Source organism: uncultured Acetatifactor sp. (genome assembly GCF_948601915.1).
GTDB lineage: Bacteria > Bacillota > Clostridia > Lachnospirales > Lachnospiraceae > Acetatifactor.
In genome coordinates this window covers 23,348-38,122 of the sequence record NZ_CAPDXS010000005.1, presented here as the reverse complement: position 1 = coordinate 38,122, position 14,775 = coordinate 23,348, and the positions used below count along the sequence as shown (strand labels likewise).

The following is a 14,775-nucleotide window of genomic DNA, read 5'->3' as shown; positions in this document are numbered from 1 at the left end:
ATGGAGGTAAGTATCATGTTAGTATCAGCAGCAGAAATGTTGAAAAAGGCCAAGGCCGGCCACTATGCAGTAGGACAGTTCAACATCAACAACCTGGAGTGGACCAAGGCCATCCTGTTGACCGCCAAGGAGTGCAAGTCTCCCGTCATCCTGGGCGTATCCGAGGGCGCGGGCAAGTACATGGGCGGCTATGACGTGGTCGTAGGCATGGTGAACGGCCTGCTGAAGGACCTGGACATCGATGTTCCCGTGGCCCTGCACCTGGATCACGGCTCCTATGAGCACTGCTATAAGTGCATGGAGGCCGGCTTCTCATCCGTCATGTTCGATGGCTCCCACTATCCCATCGAGGAGAACGTGGCCAAGACCACAGAGCTGGTAGCGGCAGCCCACGGCAAGGGAATCTCCATCGAGGCTGAAGTAGGCTCCATCGGCGGTGAGGAAGACGGCGTAGTAGGCATGGGCGAGTGCGCGGATCCCAAGGAGTGCAAGGCCATCGCCGATTTGGGCGTGGACTTCCTGGCGGCCGGCATCGGCAACATCCACGGCAAATATCCGGAGAACTGGAAGGGCCTGAGCTTCGAGACCCTGGATGCCGTACAGCAGCTCACCGGGGAGATGCCTCTGGTGCTCCACGGCGGCACAGGCATCCCTGCCGACATGATTAAGAAGGCCATCAGCCTGGGCGTAGCCAAGATTAACGTGAACACAGAGTGCCAGCTTTCCTTTGCTGCCGCTACCCGCAAGTACATCGAAGAGGGCAAGGACCAGCAGGGCAAGGGCTTCGACCCCAGAAAGCTCCTGGCTCCCGGCTTCGAGGCCATCAAGGCTACCGTGAAGGAGAAGATGGAGCTGTTCGGTTCCGTTGGCAAGGCCTGAGCATATTGAAGCGACGTGGATGATATGAATTGACATGGAATGTGACATGGAAGGAAAGGGCAGTCCCCGGCAAAGCGGGCGGCTGTCCTTTTCCGCGTCCGGGGGCAGCGGGCTGCCGTTCATATTCTGTTTACAAATCATTCAATCAATCTTTGATTTATCCTCATTCTTTAGACATTTCTTTTTACTATACTAATACTTGTAACAAGGCAGCTGCTACTGCCAGCCACAGCTTACTAAATAACTTTTTCATAATTATTGCCAGGGGACGCAAGTCTCCTGGCATCCTCCCTTTTTAGGGGGGATTTTTCTTTTCCAGGGGCGGATTCCGGTTGGCAGGGACGGTTTTGTGTGATACCATAGAGACATCAAAACAGAGAAAGCGAGGGAGGAAGAGGAAATGGATATCGGAAGGTTCATGGAGCGCACGGAGAAGACGGGGATCCTGGGGGTGAAGGTCAGCCAGGGCGGCAGGGATATATGGAAGCATCTGTGGGACGACGAGTGCCGCCGCAATGTGTATTCCGCCAGCAAGAGCTTCACCTCGGCGGCGGTAGGGATAGCAGCCAGGGAGGGGCTTTTGTCCCTGGAGGAGAGGCTGGTGGACGCTTTTGCGGAGGATCTGCCTGAGCAGGTGGGCGAGTACCTGGAGCTGGCCACGGTGAGAGACCTTTTGACCATGTGCCTGGGGCAGGAGCAGGCAGGGCTGATGGGGGTCCAGCGCCCGCTGTATGAGCAGGATGACTGGGTGAAGATGTCCCTGGGCTTTCCTTTCACCTGCCGTCCCGGGACCAAGTTCGTCTACAACAATGTGGGCCCCTACCTGGCAGGGGTGCTGGTCCAGCGCAGGGCGGACTGCGATTTGGTGTCCTACCTGACGCCGCGGCTTTTCCGCCCCATGGGCATCCGCCGCCCTACCTGGGAGACAGACCCGCTGGGATATACCTTCGGGGCCGGAGGCCTGTTCCTCACATTGTCGGAGCTGCATAAGCTGGGGGTATTGTATCTGCAGAAAGGCATGTGGGAGGGAAAGCAGCTGGTTCCCGCGGACTGGGTGGCGGAGAGCCTGAAGGCCCAGGTTCCCACCGGCCTGGAGGAGGATTACGGCTATGGCTATCTGTTCTGGGGAGGGCCTCACGGGTCTTTCCGGGCGGACGGCAAGTACCTGCAGCTCTCCATCATACTGCGGGACAAGGACGCCGTGATTTCCACGGTGGCGGAGTGCAGGGATGGGAAACCGCTGATGGACGCAATCTTCCAGGAGCTGTATCCCAGGCTGTGACAAAAAGCTCCCGGAAAGGGAGTATCCCTCAAGAAAAGGAAAAATCTGCCTAGAAAGGGAGAAGCCCCCCCTAAAAAAGGGAGAAGCTCCCTAAAAGGGAGGATGCCAAGGAACCGGAGTCCCTTGGCATTATTATGAAAAAGTTATTTAGTAAACAGTAACTGTGGCTTACGTTGTCGATAAATATAGTATAGGGGAGAGAGATGTCTAAACAATGATTTGCAATTTAAAAATACTTGAATGAATTGTGAACAAAGTGTGAATGCGGAAAAGCCTATGGCAAAGAACCCATTATCGTCCCTTATTCCAATTGCGGCATCTGCCAGCATATCTCTACACGTAAATTCCCAAATAAGCTGTGCGGGAAAAGAGGAATTCAGGAGATAATGGGCCGTGCTCAGATTTTCTCCGGTTCCGGATATTCCGCTCCAAAAGTATCTACCGTGACGCTCTGCATGATCTGGGGCTCCAGGGGCCTGTCGGAATTATCTGTGGCCGTCTCCGCGATGCGGTTCACCACATCCATCCCCTCGACCACCTTCCCGAAGGCGGCGTAGCCCCCGTCCAGATGGGGCGCGTTTTTGTGCATGATGAAGAACTGGCTTCCGGCGGAGTCGGGGTGCATGGACCTCGCCATGGACAGCACGCCCTCTGTGTGCTTTAAGCTGTTGGCGACGCCGTTCTGGGCGAACTCGCCTTTGATGGAATAGCCGGGGCCTCCCATGCCTGTGCCGTCCGGGCAGCCGCCCTGGATCATGAAGCCATTGATGACCCTGTGGAAGACAAGGCCGTCATAGAAGTTCTTCTTGACCAGGCTGATGAAATTGTTCACGGAGATCGGCGCGGTCTCGGGGTACAGCTCCAGCTTGATGACGCCGCCGTCTTTCATAGTGATGGTTACTACAGGATTTTGTGCCATAATCTGATGTCCTTTCTCATTGAAATGGTGTATAATATTTGATTACAGGGTTCGCGAAGCGGTTCCTGTAATATATCTAACCTATTGTACCCGAAAAGAGGGACATCGTAAAGAGGGTAGTGTGCAAAGATTTTTCAAGGCTGTAAAATACACAGTCTTAGAAAATCTTTGCACACAGAAGAATGCCCAAAGCGCGGGCATTCTTCCGGACTTGCACCAGTGCATCGATTGTCCTTGACAACAGAAGAATTCTGCTGTATGTGCCGCCGGAGAAGGCATGGGGGGAGTGAGTGGGAGTGGTTTATTGCAAGGAAATAGAGATTGAGACAGAAGGGCAGCGGGGTGTGCTGTACGTGACCGATGACGCGCAGACGGCAAGAGGGTTGAAAAAACGGGGCAGGGCAGTGCTGGTCTACCTACACCCGGGCAACGAGGATCAGGATTTCTCCGAATTCCTCTTTGCAGTGGAGGATCCGGAGGATCTGGAGGCGGAATATGTGGAGCGGGTCTTCAGGAGGCTTAAGGGCATGCCCTGGAACATCCTGGGGACGGCCAGGTGCCTGATTCGGGAGACCGTTCCCGGGGACGTGGACGCTTTCTATCAAATCTACAGCCACCCGGCCATCACGGAATACATGGAGGGCCTGTATCCGGACGTGGAGGAGGAGCGGCAGTACGTCCGGGATTACATTGAAAAGGTCTACACCTTCTTCGGCTTCGGCGTATGGACCGTGGTGGAGCGGGAATGCGGCGCCGTCATTGGCAGGGCAGGCTTTTCCTACCGAGAGGGCTTCGATGAGCCGGAGCTGGGCTTCATCATCGGCGTGCCCTGGCAGCGCAGGGGCTATGCGGAGGAGGTCTGTAGGGCTGTCCTGGCTTACGGCTGGAGCGCCCTGGAGTTCGAGCAGGTACAGGCCCTGGTGGAGCCGGGGAACGTGCCGTCCATAAAGCTGTGCGAAAAGCTGGGATTCCGGAAGGCAGCGGACGTGAGCGTTGGGGAGAAAGAATATTGCCGTTTTATCATCTATAAACCTCACTAAATTTAGCCCCCCTTGGGCGTGCGGACAGCGGAAAAGTGGCGGAGCGGACCAAGTTCCTTTCCTACTGCATCTATTCCGCAGTGATATCCGCCCTGATCTACCCCATAGAGGCCCACTGGATCTGGGGCGGCGGGTGGCTTTCCCAGACGGGCTCCCACGATTTCGCGGACTCCTGCGCCATCCACATGGTGGGCGGCATCTGTGCCCTGAGCGGCGCGAAGATCTTAGGACCCCGCATCGGCAAGTTCGTGAAGGACAGGGACAAGATTCCCGTGGAGACCGTGGTGGAGGCTGCCAGGAAGGCCCTCTACACCGGCCATATCGGAGACGGCAAGATTTTCGTCTACAACATGGGCCGGGTCATCAAGATCCGCACAGGCGAGGAGGACTTCGCCGTCCTGCAGGATGTGGAATAGCGAATAAAGCGATGGTCAGCATAAAGGACAGGTGTGGCTCATATAAGCTGCATCTGTCCTCTCTTTTGCCGGGTCGTCCATTCCTGAACGGCTCCGGCACAGGAACCTACTATAACTCGTTCTGGACAGAACGCTCCTGGAACCCGCTTCCTTCTTCGCCGCTGTCCAATCCAGCCTTTTCCTTCCGGCTGATATCCCGATAGGCTTCCTTCACGCCGTTCTTCACGGCCCACTTGATGATGAAATACAGCACAATCAGCACGATGACGGCCGTTCCGCTGCTGATTCCCAGTTCTTCCCACATAAAACCACATCCTTTCAAACCAGGCCCCCTGCCAGGCTATCTTGTATAGAAAATCTGCGCAATCGGCGAATCCGGCGACAGGATGACTGTCTTGTTCTTCCCGGTCAGGGAGGCCTTCAGCGCGTCCAGGCTGCGGACGAAGGAGTAGAATTCCTGCTTGGACTCATCCCGGTAAGCCTCGGACAATATCCGCATGTACTCGGCCTCGCCCTCCGCAATCAGAATCTCCGCGTCCTTCTCCGCCTCGGACAGCAGCACCGTCACCTCCTTGTCCGTGGTATTGCGGATGATCTGGGCCTCGGAGCTTCCCTCCGCGGTGTAGGTGGCGGCGATGTTGTCCCGCTCGGAGATCATGCGCTCATACACGGCGGCCTTGTTGTCGCCGGGGAGGTCCAGCTTCTTGGTCTCGAAGGACAGAAGCTCGATGCCGTACTGGTCCAGGGAGCCGCCGATGTTGGCCATGATGGCGGCGGACAGCTCTCCGTCCCGCCCGGAGATCACATCGTCCTGGGTGGTGCTGCTGATGACGTTCTTCGTGGAGTTGTACACGATGGCGTCCAGCCTGCCCTCCGCGTTGGTGATGGAGGAGTTCAGGGTCTGGGCGAATTTCAGGGGATCCGCGATGTACCACAGGATGTAGCTGTCGCAGATCATGGTCTTCTTGTCGCTGGTGATGACATCCGAGGAGGGAAGGTCATAGAGTAGGATCTGCTTGGGCAGGGTGTCCACGCTCTGGATGAAGGGGATCTTGAAGCTGATTCCCGCCGTCCCCACCACATGGTCTATCTTTCCGAACTGGCGCACCAGGCTGTACTCGTTTTCCCTGGTGATGACGATGCTGGACGCACCGGCCACCAACAGTACGAACAATACTACGATTAAAAGGACTCTCTTTGCGATTTTCATATATATACCTCCGGTTTCATTCTGCCATTCTGGCACGGTTGCCCGGCAGAGGCTGGATTTTCGTCTGCCATTTTTAGGACTTGATCCATGGTCATATTTATGATGCCCGCGCACCTGGCATCTGGAGCAGGTCGTCAGTCCTCCGCTATCTCATCTGTGCCGTTCTGCGGTGCGGCTGAACTGTCCTGTACTGAACTGTCCTGTACTGGGCTCTGGCCGGAAGCGGGCGTCTGGGTCTGCCCGTCCTCCTCCTGGGTCCCGGTGAAGGACTCCAGCGGATAGATGGTCTGGGTATTCCCGTTGGGACTCTCGATGATGACCTTCAGGTCCGGCAGCACATCCTCCATGGCCTCGTAGAACATGCGCTGTCTGGTGACGGCGGGGTTCTTGATGTACTCCTGGTACATGGAGTTGAAGCGGGACACCTGGGCAGTGGCCTCGTTGATGCGCTCGGTCTTTTTTGCCTCCGCGTCCTTGATGATGCCGTCAGCTTTGGCCTGGGCGGAGGGGAGCTGCTCGTTGCGGTATTTGTTGGCATTGTTCAGGGCCGTCTCCTTGCCCTGCTTGGCGGTCTCCACTGCCTTGAAGGCCTCCATGACCTCCGCGGTGGGCGGCTCGGAGTCCTGGATGGTGATGTTCACGAGCTGGATGCCGATGTCCTGTTCCTCCAGGCGCTTTAGGATCATCTCTTTGATGGAGGCCTGGATCTCATTCTTCCCGGTGGTCAGCACGTCGTCCACAGGATAGCTGCCGATCACGGTGCGGATGCAGCTCTGGCTGATGCCCCGCAGGATGTCCAGCGGAGCCTTGGAGGCGTACAGGGCCTTCACGGGATCGCTGTAGCGGTACTCCACATAGAAGTCCACATCGATGAAGTTGAAGTCCGATGTGATCATCAGGGACTCCTCCTCGTCCACCTCATCGCTCTCCGAATTGTAGCCGATGGCGAAGCCCTGGATGGTAGTGTTCACCTTCCTCACCTGCTGGATGAAGGGTATCTTGAAATGAAGCCCGGGCTCCGACACGGCCTGGGCCTGGCCCAGGGTGATCAGCACCGCCTGCTCCTGCTCCTTGATCTCATAGGTGGAGTTCAGGGCCAGCACCGCCAGGACCACCACTGCGGCCACTATGCCCGCGATTTTTCCGGCGGGATTTTTGCCCTTGGGGCCCTGTCCGTCCATGCCGCCGTCCATGGTCTCGAAACCGTTCCTTTTGTTGCGAAAAGAATCACTTTTCATATGCGTTCCTCCTTAATTTATACTGCGCACCGGTTAAATTTGCAGTACAACCCGCTGCGCGACAGCGCTAAAGGGCGGCGCCTCCGCGGCGTTACCGTTCTGATCAGTCTCCCGATGTTGACTCCATCATACTTTATCTATGTGGAAAAAGCAACAGGAATGCGCGCACATTAGGGAAAGGTATCGTGCGCCGTCCTGCAGTTTGGCAATGCGGGCTTTTCTTTTGGCAGAAATTGTGTTACAATGCGTGTAGAAAATCCGGATAGGGACAGACTAGTCAAAAAGAAATCCTTTGGATTTTCAGAAACAGGAGGAGTCAATGATGATGAAAAAGAGATTGGTTGCATTGTGTGCGGTGGCGCTGGCGTTCCTGCTTGCGGGATGTGGCGGGGACGGAGGGAAGGAGAGTTCCTCAGGTTCTGGAGAGAGCAGCGTCCAGGAGAGCACGGAGAGCGCAGAGGGCACAGAGGGCGCTCCGGAGGAAAGCCTTCCGGAAGAAAGCGCTGCCCCGGAGGAGTCGGATTCCGCCGACAGCAGTGAGGCCCGGGAGCCGGAGGGCGGGGATGCCCCGGAGGGCGCGGCGGAGGGCTGGAGCCAGGAGATGGAGGATTTGAAGGCCGCGGCGGTGGAGGCGGCGGAAGAAGGGGGCTACTGGCCGGATATGGCGCTGGAGCCGGACATGCTGGAGATGAGCTTCGGGATTTCGGCCGACATGTACGAGGACTACATGGCGGAGATGCCCATGATGAGCGCCCATGTGGATACCCTGGTGATTATCAGGGCGAAAGATGATAAAGTGGAGGCAGTCCGGGAGGCCCTGGAGGCTTACCGGGAGGCCAAGGTCAGCGACACCATGCAGTACCCCATGAACCTTGGGAAGATCCAGGCCTCACGGGTGGAGACCATTGGCAGCTATGTGATGTTCGTGCAGTTGGGCGGAGATACCACCCAGGCGGAGGAAAAGGGCGAAGAGGCTGTAGTCGCCCTGTGCCAGGAGAGAAACGACAAGGTGATAGAGGCCGTCCGCGCCAAGCTGCCCTGAGAAAAGGCTGGCCCCAGGGGGGCGCCCCGACGCGTAGTATAGGAGTATACAGGAATGGTTTTCAGCAGCATCGTGTTCCTTTTCCGTTTTTTGCCTTTGTTCTTCCTATTGTATTATCTGGTTCCCGAGAGGATGAAGAACCTCATCCTCTTTTTGGGGAGCCTTATTTTCTATGCCTGGGGGGAGCCGGTGTACGTGCTGCTGATGCTCTTCTCCACGGTGGTGGATTATGTCCACGGGCGGCTGCTGGAGAGGCTTCGGGGGAAGCGTGGGGCGAAGCTGGTGTTATTGTCCTCGGTGGTCATCAACCTGGGGGTGCTGTGCTTCTTCAAATACGCGGATTTCCTGATTGGGAGCGTGAACGCGGTTCTGGGCACAAAGGTCCCGCTGCTCTCCCTGGGGCTGCCCATCGGCATCTCCTTCTACACCTTCCAGACCATGTCCTACACCATCGATGTGTACAGGGGCCAGGCTAAGGTGCAGAGGAACCTCCTGGACTTCGGGGTGTACGTGGCCATGTTCCCCCAGCTCATCGCCGGGCCCATCGTGAAGTACCGGGATGTGGAGAAATCCATGCATTACCGCAGGATTACGCTTCCGGACGTCAGCGAGGGGCTGAAGCGGTTCTGCATGGGTCTGGGGAAGAAGGTGCTGCTGGCCAATAACATCGGGGAGCTCTGGGCCTTCGTCAGCGCCATGGACCTGCGCAGGATCAGCATGCTCACGGCCTGGCTGGGCATCGTGGCCTTCGGCTTCCAGATCTATTTCGATTTCTCCGGCTATTCGGACATGGCCATCGGCCTGGGGCGGATGCTGGGCTTCCGGTTCCCGGAGAACTTCAACTATCCCTATATATCGGCTTCCGTGACGGAGTTCTGGCGCAGATGGCATATCTCCCTGGGGAGCTGGTTCCGGGAGTATGTGTATTTCCCCCTGGGGGGCAGCAGGAGGGGGCTGCCCAAGCAGCTGCTGAACATCCTGGTGGTATGGATGCTCACGGGCATCTGGCACGGAGCGGGATGGAATTTCCTGCTGTGGGGGCTGTGGTTCGCCTTTGCCCTGATGCTGGAGAAGCTGTTCCTGGGGCGGCTCCTGGCATGGCTGCCCAAGGGGATCGGCATCCTGTACACGCTGCTGGTGGCGCTGGCGGGGTGGGTGCTCTTCGCCCTGGAGACGCCGGCGGGCATCTGGAGCTATGTGAAGGCCATGACGGGGACGGGCGTGAGCCTGTTCGACAGGCAGGGCATCTATCTGGGCAGGCAGTATCTGATTTTGTTCCTGGTGGCCCTGGTGGCGTCCACGCCCCTGACCCACAGGCTGACGGAGCATCTGAGAGGTTCCCGGATGGGCTTCCATATCGCCCTGTACCGGTTCGGGGAGAAGTTCATCCCGGCGGGCCTGCTGCTGCTGAGCATCGCGGGGATCGTGGACGCGTCCTACAACCCTTTCCTCTATTTTCGCTTTTAGGACCCGGAAATGATTGACCGAGTGAGTCAAAAAGGAATGATCGCACATGAATGAGAAGAGAAGCGCTCTTTTTACCATAATCGTCATCGCGTCTGTCATCGTGGTGTTCACCGCGGCGGATCTGATACAGAAGGACCGCCTTTTTTCGGAGACGGAGAACCGGGTGCTGGCCGCCAGGCCGGAATTTTCCCTGGAGGCCCTTCTGTGGGAGGACTATACGGAGAAGTACGAGGCCTACCTGACGGATCAGTTCGTCAGCCGGGACAAATGGGTGGCGATCAAGACCTACATGGACCTGGCGCTGCAGGAAAAGGAGATCGGCGGGGTCTATCTGGGCTCCGACGGCTATCTGATAGAGAGGCATCTGCCCGGGGACTACTCTGCCGTGCAGGAGTCCAAGAAAATCGCGCTGCTGGATAAGCTGGTCTGGGAGTGGGACGCGGGGGTGATGCTGGTGCCCACGGCGGACAACATCCTCACGGACAAGCTGCCGAAATTTGCGCCCTATTATGACGAAAAGCAGCTTCTGGACCAGGTGGAGAGCCATGTGGGAGAGGAGCATTTCATAGATGTGTACACGGTCCTGCAGGAGCATGCGCAGGAGGAGATCTATTACCGCACGGACCACCACTGGACGTCCCTGGGGGCGGCCTACGGCTATGATGCCTGGGCGGCCTACACGGGACGGCGCGGGGGGCGCTACGGCGCGGAGGACATGGAGCTGGTGGCGGAGGGGTTCCTGGGGACGCTGCAGGCCAAGGTGAACCTGGACATGGCCGGGGATTCCATCCACTATTTCCCGGAGACCCTGAAGCGTCCCCTGAAGGTGACCTACGACCTGAAGGTGGAGAAGGATACCTGCTACGAAGCCTCCCATCTGGATACGAAGAACAAGTACGGGTTCTTCCTGGACGACAACCATGCCTTCGTGGAGATCGAGACAGGCTATCCCAACCACCACACCCTGTTCGTCATCAAGGATTCCTACGCCAACTGCTTCATCCCCCTGCTGATCCCCCACTATGAGAAGATCTACGTGCTGGATCCCAGGCATTTCAGGGGCAGGCTGTTCGAATTCATGGAGAAATATGAACCGGAGGGCGGCATGGACGTGCTGGTGCTGTACAATTGTATCCATTTCCTGGAGGATTTCGCGTATGTGGAGTAAAGTGTGAGTTCTAAGAATGCCCAAAGTGCGGGCATTCTTCCAAGCGCGCTCTCTGCGCTTTGCTTGCACCTTTTCGGTTATTATGGTATGGCGCTGAGAAGCGAAAGGGGGTATAAGGATGAAAGCAGTGATATTCGATATGGACGGCGTCCTGTTCGACACGGAGGCAGTGTGCATGCAGGCCTGGATGGAGGTGGCCGAAAAGTGGGGGCTGCCTAAGATGGAGGAGGTCTTTCCCCTTGTCATCGGCCTGAACGCCAATGACAGCAGGCAGGTGGTCTTCGACGCCTACGGGGAGGACTTCGACTATCCGTTGTTTCGGGAGCACACTGCCGCATGGTTCCGGGACTATGTGGGCAAGAACGGCATTCCGGTGAAGCCGGGCGTGAGGGAAATCTTGGAGTGGCTGAAAAGCGCCGGGTACGCGGTGGGGCTGGCATCCTCCACCAAAAGGGAATCCGTCCTCAGCCACCTGAAGCATACGGGGCTGGATGACTATTTCTCTGTAGTAGTGGGCGGGGATATGGTGGAGCATTCCAAGCCACTGCCGGACATCTATCTGCTGGCCTGCGAGAGGCTGGGGGTGGAGCCGGGGGAGACCTATGCCATCGAGGACTCCCCCAACGGCATCCGCTCCGCCCACAGGGCGGGGATGTGCCCCATCATGGTGCCGGACATGATTGCGCCGGACGAGGAGATGCGGCGGTTGAGCTGCGTCATTTTGGAGGATCTGACACAGGCGCTGGCCTTCCTGCGGGAGAGGACAGCAGCGGAATAGGACGGCATCCGGCAGGGCGCGGCCCGGCTGATGCATGACCGGAACAGGGATTGGAAGAAGAAAATGGCGAATCTGGGAATTCCCCGCAACACCATCGAGGTGCTGCAGAGGCATAATTTTACATTTCAGAAAAAATACGGACAGAACTTCCTCGTAGACCCCAACGTGCTGGAGCGGGTCATGGACGCTGCGGGAGTGTCCGGGGAGGACTGCGTGCTGGAGATCGGACCGGGCATCGGCACCATGACCCAGCTTCTGGCGGAGCGGGCGGGGAAGGTGGTAGCGGTAGAAATCGACAGGAACCTGATCCCCATCCTGGAGGAGACCTTGTCCCCCTACTCCAACGTGACGGTCATCAATGAGGATGTCCTGAAGCTGGACGTGGAAGAGGCAATCCGCGTCCGGGGGGAGGGCCGCCCGGTGAAGGTGGTTGCGAACCTCCCCTACTATATCACCACCCCCATCATCATGAGCCTGCTGGAGGGCGGCGCGCCTCTGGAGAGCATTACGGTGATGGTGCAGAAGGAGGTGGCGGAGCGCATGCAGGCCGGCCCCGGCACCAAGGATTACGGGGCCCTCTCGCTGGCGGTGCAGTATTATTCCAGGCCGGAGGTGGTGGCCAATGTGCCGCCCAACTGTTTCATCCCCAGGCCTAACGTGGGGAGCGCCGTGATCCGCCTGACCAGGTACGGGACGCCTCCCGTTCAGGCGGCCGACCCGGGGAAGCTGTTCACCGTCATCCGGGCCTCCTTCAACCAGCGCCGCAAGACCCTGGCCAACAGCCTGGGGAACGCGCCGGGGCTTTCGGTCTCCAGGGAGCGGGTGGCAGGAATCTTGGAGGAGATGGGGCTTCCCGCCATGATACGGGGAGAGGCGCTGACGCTGGAGCAGTTCGCGGAGCTGTCGGACAGGCTGTGATTTTTCTTTTTTTATTTTTGTCTTTTATTTTTGACATCTGTATATTGGCTATGTTACACTAGAGAATAATGGCCGGAGGTATGGGAAGAGGCTTATTTATAGATTGCCATTAGGGATAGGGGCGTATTACCTTGGATAAATATGAATATAAAGTAAGATCGGATGAAATAAAGTCCCTGATAGGACAGGGGAATTATGCGCAGGCTGCCGAGATCGCGGACACCATCGACTGGCGCAGGGTGAAGAGCGTGATGATGCTCTGTACCATAAGCGACGTATATAAGATAAACAGGCGTTATGAGGACGCGAAGAACATGCTGCTGCTGGCCTATGAGAGGAGGCCCGGCGGCAGGACAATCTGCTACTCCCTCTGTGAGCTGTGCATCAAGACGGAGGAATTCGTGCAGGCTCTGAACTATTTCAAGGAATTCACGCAGGTGGCCCCTAGGGACACCGGCCGCTATATCCTGCAGTACAAGCTCTATGAAGCCCAGGAGGTGAGCCTGGAGGAGCGGATCGGCGTGCTGGAGGAACTGAAGAAGAGGGACTACAGGGAGAAATGGGCCTATGAGCTGGCCTATCTATACCACAGGGTGGGGCTGGGGACCCGCTGTGTGGAGGAGTGCGATGAGTTGATCCTGTGGTTCGGCGAAGGGAAGTATGTGGTCAAGGCCATGGAGCTGAAGATGCTCCACCAGCCGCTGACGCCGGCCCAGCAGGAGGTGTACGACCGCCGCTTTGAGGAGCCCGGGGAGGAAATGGAGCCGGAATACCAGGAGGGCTACGGGGAAGAGGCGGTCTATGGAGAGGAGCCCATGGAGGGCCAGGAGGGTGATTACGGCTGGCCGTCAGAGGATGGTCGGCTGGAAGAAGAGATGCAGGAGGCTTTGCCGCAGGACAACGTTCCCGGTCAGGGCGCAGGGGAGGAGCTGGACATCCAGGTGAAGACCGTGGACGTGGGCCAGTACAATACCATCAACCTGCAGGCTGAGCTGGCGGCAGGGCTCCAGGAGGTGCTGGGAGCCGACGGAACGGCCCACGGGGTGCAGGCCGCGGGGGAACCGGGCCGGGGAGACGCCCGGATGGCGGGCATGCCGGAGGACGGCGGTTACCAGAATTTCACGGAGGAGGAGATAGAGGACTCGGAGGTGTTCTTCGGCGCCACGGGAGAGCTGGAGGATGCTTCGTTGGAACTGGGAGGAGCCGGGTATGGGGAGGCTGCTGCGGAAGGGCAGGGGCATGCCCCGGAGCCGGGAGCAGCGTCAGGGCCTGGGTACAGGCCGGGGCGGCCGAGCGCGGAAGGGCAGGGATATAGCCCGGAGCAGGGAGCAGCGGCAGGACCTGGGTATAGGCCGAGGCGGTCGAGTGCGGAAGGGCAGGGGTATAGCCCGGAGCAGGCGGCGGCTCAAGGGCGGTATGCCCCGGAGCAGGGCACTGAGGGAGCACAGGAAGCAGGAACGGCTACCGCGGGGCGCGGGGAAGCGCATCCGGAGCGGAAAGCGGAGGCGAAGGGCGAACAGGCCCTGCCGGAAGGGGCGGCCGGAGAACCGGAGGATGTGATATCCGGGGAGGGAACCCCTGGACAGGACATGGAGCAGTCCACCGTACCGGGCGGACATTCGCCTGAGGAGCTGGCGGAAGTGCTCTCCCAGGAGGCGGACGGGCAGATCAGCATGGTATTGCCCGAAAGCGCCACTGTGGAGAAGCAGATAACGGGCCAGATGAAGATTGAGGACATTCTGGCAGAGTGGGAGCGAATCAAGAAAGAAAATGAGGCCAAATGCCAGGAGGAGGTGCGCCAGCATGTCCTGAGCCAGACAGGCCCCATGTTCACGGAGTTCGAGGCCACTGTCAGGGACGGTCTGCTGGAGCAGCTGGAAAAGGGAGAGGCGGGGCAGAACGGATCGAAGGCGGCGCATGGAGGGCCGGAGGAGAACGGGGCGGAACAGGCCGCGGCGGGCATGGCGGCCGGAGGGCCGCGCAGGGCGGAACCGAAGGGAGAGCCGGGATATATATCGGGAGAGGCGAATCCGGAGGGAACCGGCTTCCGGGAAGAACAGGGATATCCGGAGGAGCAGGTATGTCCGGAGACGGAAGGAGATGCCTATACAGGAGAAGGCGGGACAAAGCAGGCGGAGGAGGCCGGGGATGTGGATGAGACAGCCGCCACGGAAGCCGCGGCGGAGTACATGGGCGAGCCGGGATATGCAGGGAAAGGTGCATATGAGGGTGAGCCGGGATATGCGAAGGAAGCCGCATACGCAGGCGAACCAGGATATGCGGAGGAAGGTGCATATGAGGGCGAGCCGGGATATGCAGAGGAAGGTGCATACACAGGCGAGCCGGGATATACAGAAGAAAGTGCATACGCAGGCGAACCAGGATATGCGGAGGAAGGTGCATATGAGGGCGAGCCGG

Annotated in this window: 13 protein-coding genes and 2 pseudogenes; 11 read left to right on the top strand and 4 right to left on the bottom strand. The window is 58.4% G+C overall.

What is annotated here, in order from left to right; translation table 11 throughout:
- The first annotated feature begins 15 nt into the window (after positions 1 to 15).
- Together fba and Q2B33_RS01615 are read left to right on the top strand one after the other, a co-directional pair.
- Positions 16 to 879: a class II fructose-1,6-bisphosphate aldolase gene (gene fba, locus Q2B33_RS01620; RefSeq protein ID WP_300567872.1), complete on the top strand. Its 864-nt coding sequence runs from the start codon at positions 16 to 18 to the stop codon at positions 877 to 879.
- Positions 880 to 1,279: 400 nt separating this feature from the next.
- The gene (locus Q2B33_RS01615) at positions 1,280 to 2,161 is read left to right on the top strand and encodes a serine hydrolase (protein ID WP_300567869.1); all 882 of its coding nucleotides are present in this window, start codon (positions 1,280 to 1,282) and stop codon (positions 2,159 to 2,161) included.
- A 397-nt stretch (positions 2,162 to 2,558) separates the two neighbouring features.
- Here the strand turns inward: Q2B33_RS01615 and Q2B33_RS01610 are convergent, their stop codons facing one another.
- A complete protein-coding gene (locus Q2B33_RS01610; protein ID WP_300567866.1) occupies positions 2,559 to 3,080 on the bottom strand; it encodes a peptidylprolyl isomerase in 522 nt (173 codons plus the stop codon).
- A gap of 290 nt (positions 3,081 to 3,370) precedes the next feature.
- Here Q2B33_RS01610 and Q2B33_RS01605 point away from each other — a divergent pair, with 290 nt between their 5' ends.
- From Q2B33_RS01605 to Q2B33_RS24420, 3 genes and pseudogenes are all read left to right on the top strand, one after another.
- A complete protein-coding gene (locus Q2B33_RS01605) occupies positions 3,371 to 4,120 on the top strand; it encodes a GNAT family N-acetyltransferase (RefSeq protein ID WP_300567863.1) in 750 nt (249 codons plus the stop codon).
- 26 nt (positions 4,121 to 4,146) lie between these two features.
- A pseudogene (locus Q2B33_RS24425) lies at positions 4,147 to 4,389 on the top strand (adenylate cyclase); the annotation flags it as partial.
- Positions 4,369 to 4,536: a P-II family nitrogen regulator gene (locus Q2B33_RS24420; RefSeq protein WP_300567928.1), complete on the top strand. Its 168-nt coding sequence runs from the start codon at positions 4,369 to 4,371 to the stop codon at positions 4,534 to 4,536. The pseudogene Q2B33_RS24425 and the gene Q2B33_RS24420, both read left to right, overlap by 21 nt.
- A 109-nt stretch (positions 4,537 to 4,645) precedes the next feature.
- Here Q2B33_RS24420 and Q2B33_RS01590 read toward each other — a convergent pair whose 3' ends face one another.
- The 3 genes from Q2B33_RS01590 to hflK all read right to left on the bottom strand — a co-directional run bounded on the left by Q2B33_RS01590 (position 4,646) and on the right by hflK (position 6,984).
- On the bottom strand, positions 4,646 to 4,840 hold the full coding sequence (locus tag Q2B33_RS01590) for a DUF6019 family protein (protein WP_300567860.1): 195 nt from the start codon (positions 4,838 to 4,840) through the stop codon (positions 4,646 to 4,648).
- A gap of 36 nt (positions 4,841 to 4,876) precedes the next feature.
- Positions 4,877 to 5,746, bottom strand: coding sequence for a protease modulator HflC (hflC, locus tag Q2B33_RS01585; protein ID WP_296463610.1), 870 nt, complete (start codon positions 5,744 to 5,746; stop codon positions 4,877 to 4,879).
- Between the two features lie 134 nt (positions 5,747 to 5,880).
- On the bottom strand, positions 5,881 to 6,984 hold the full coding sequence (gene hflK / locus Q2B33_RS01580) for an FtsH protease activity modulator HflK (RefSeq protein WP_330684731.1): 1,104 nt from the start codon (positions 6,982 to 6,984) through the stop codon (positions 5,881 to 5,883).
- A 319-nt stretch (positions 6,985 to 7,303) separates the two neighbouring features.
- Between hflK and Q2B33_RS01575 the strand changes: the two genes are divergently transcribed.
- The 6 genes and pseudogenes from Q2B33_RS01575 to Q2B33_RS01550 all read left to right on the top strand — a co-directional run.
- A complete protein-coding gene (locus Q2B33_RS01575) occupies positions 7,304 to 8,026 on the top strand; it encodes a DUF4358 domain-containing protein (protein WP_300567855.1) in 723 nt (240 codons plus the stop codon).
- A 54-nt stretch (positions 8,027 to 8,080) separates the two neighbouring features.
- Positions 8,081 to 9,493: an MBOAT family protein gene (locus Q2B33_RS01570; RefSeq protein WP_300567852.1), complete on the top strand. Its 1,413-nt coding sequence runs from the start codon at positions 8,081 to 8,083 to the stop codon at positions 9,491 to 9,493.
- A gap of 46 nt (positions 9,494 to 9,539) precedes the next feature.
- A complete protein-coding gene (locus tag Q2B33_RS01565; protein WP_300567849.1) occupies positions 9,540 to 10,661 on the top strand; it encodes a DHHW family protein in 1,122 nt (373 codons plus the stop codon).
- A gap of 118 nt (positions 10,662 to 10,779) precedes the next feature.
- Positions 10,780 to 11,439, top strand: a complete 660-nt coding sequence (locus Q2B33_RS01560) for an HAD family phosphatase (protein WP_300567846.1) — start codon at positions 10,780 to 10,782, stop codon at positions 11,437 to 11,439.
- A 63-nt stretch (positions 11,440 to 11,502) separates the two neighbouring features.
- On the top strand, positions 11,503 to 12,357 hold the full coding sequence (rsmA, locus tag Q2B33_RS01555; protein ID WP_300567843.1) for a 16S rRNA (adenine(1518)-N(6)/adenine(1519)-N(6))-dimethyltransferase RsmA: 855 nt from the start codon (positions 11,503 to 11,505) through the stop codon (positions 12,355 to 12,357).
- Between the two features lie 131 nt (positions 12,358 to 12,488).
- Positions 12,489 to 14,775, top strand: a pseudogene (locus tag Q2B33_RS01550) (hypothetical protein); the annotation flags it as partial.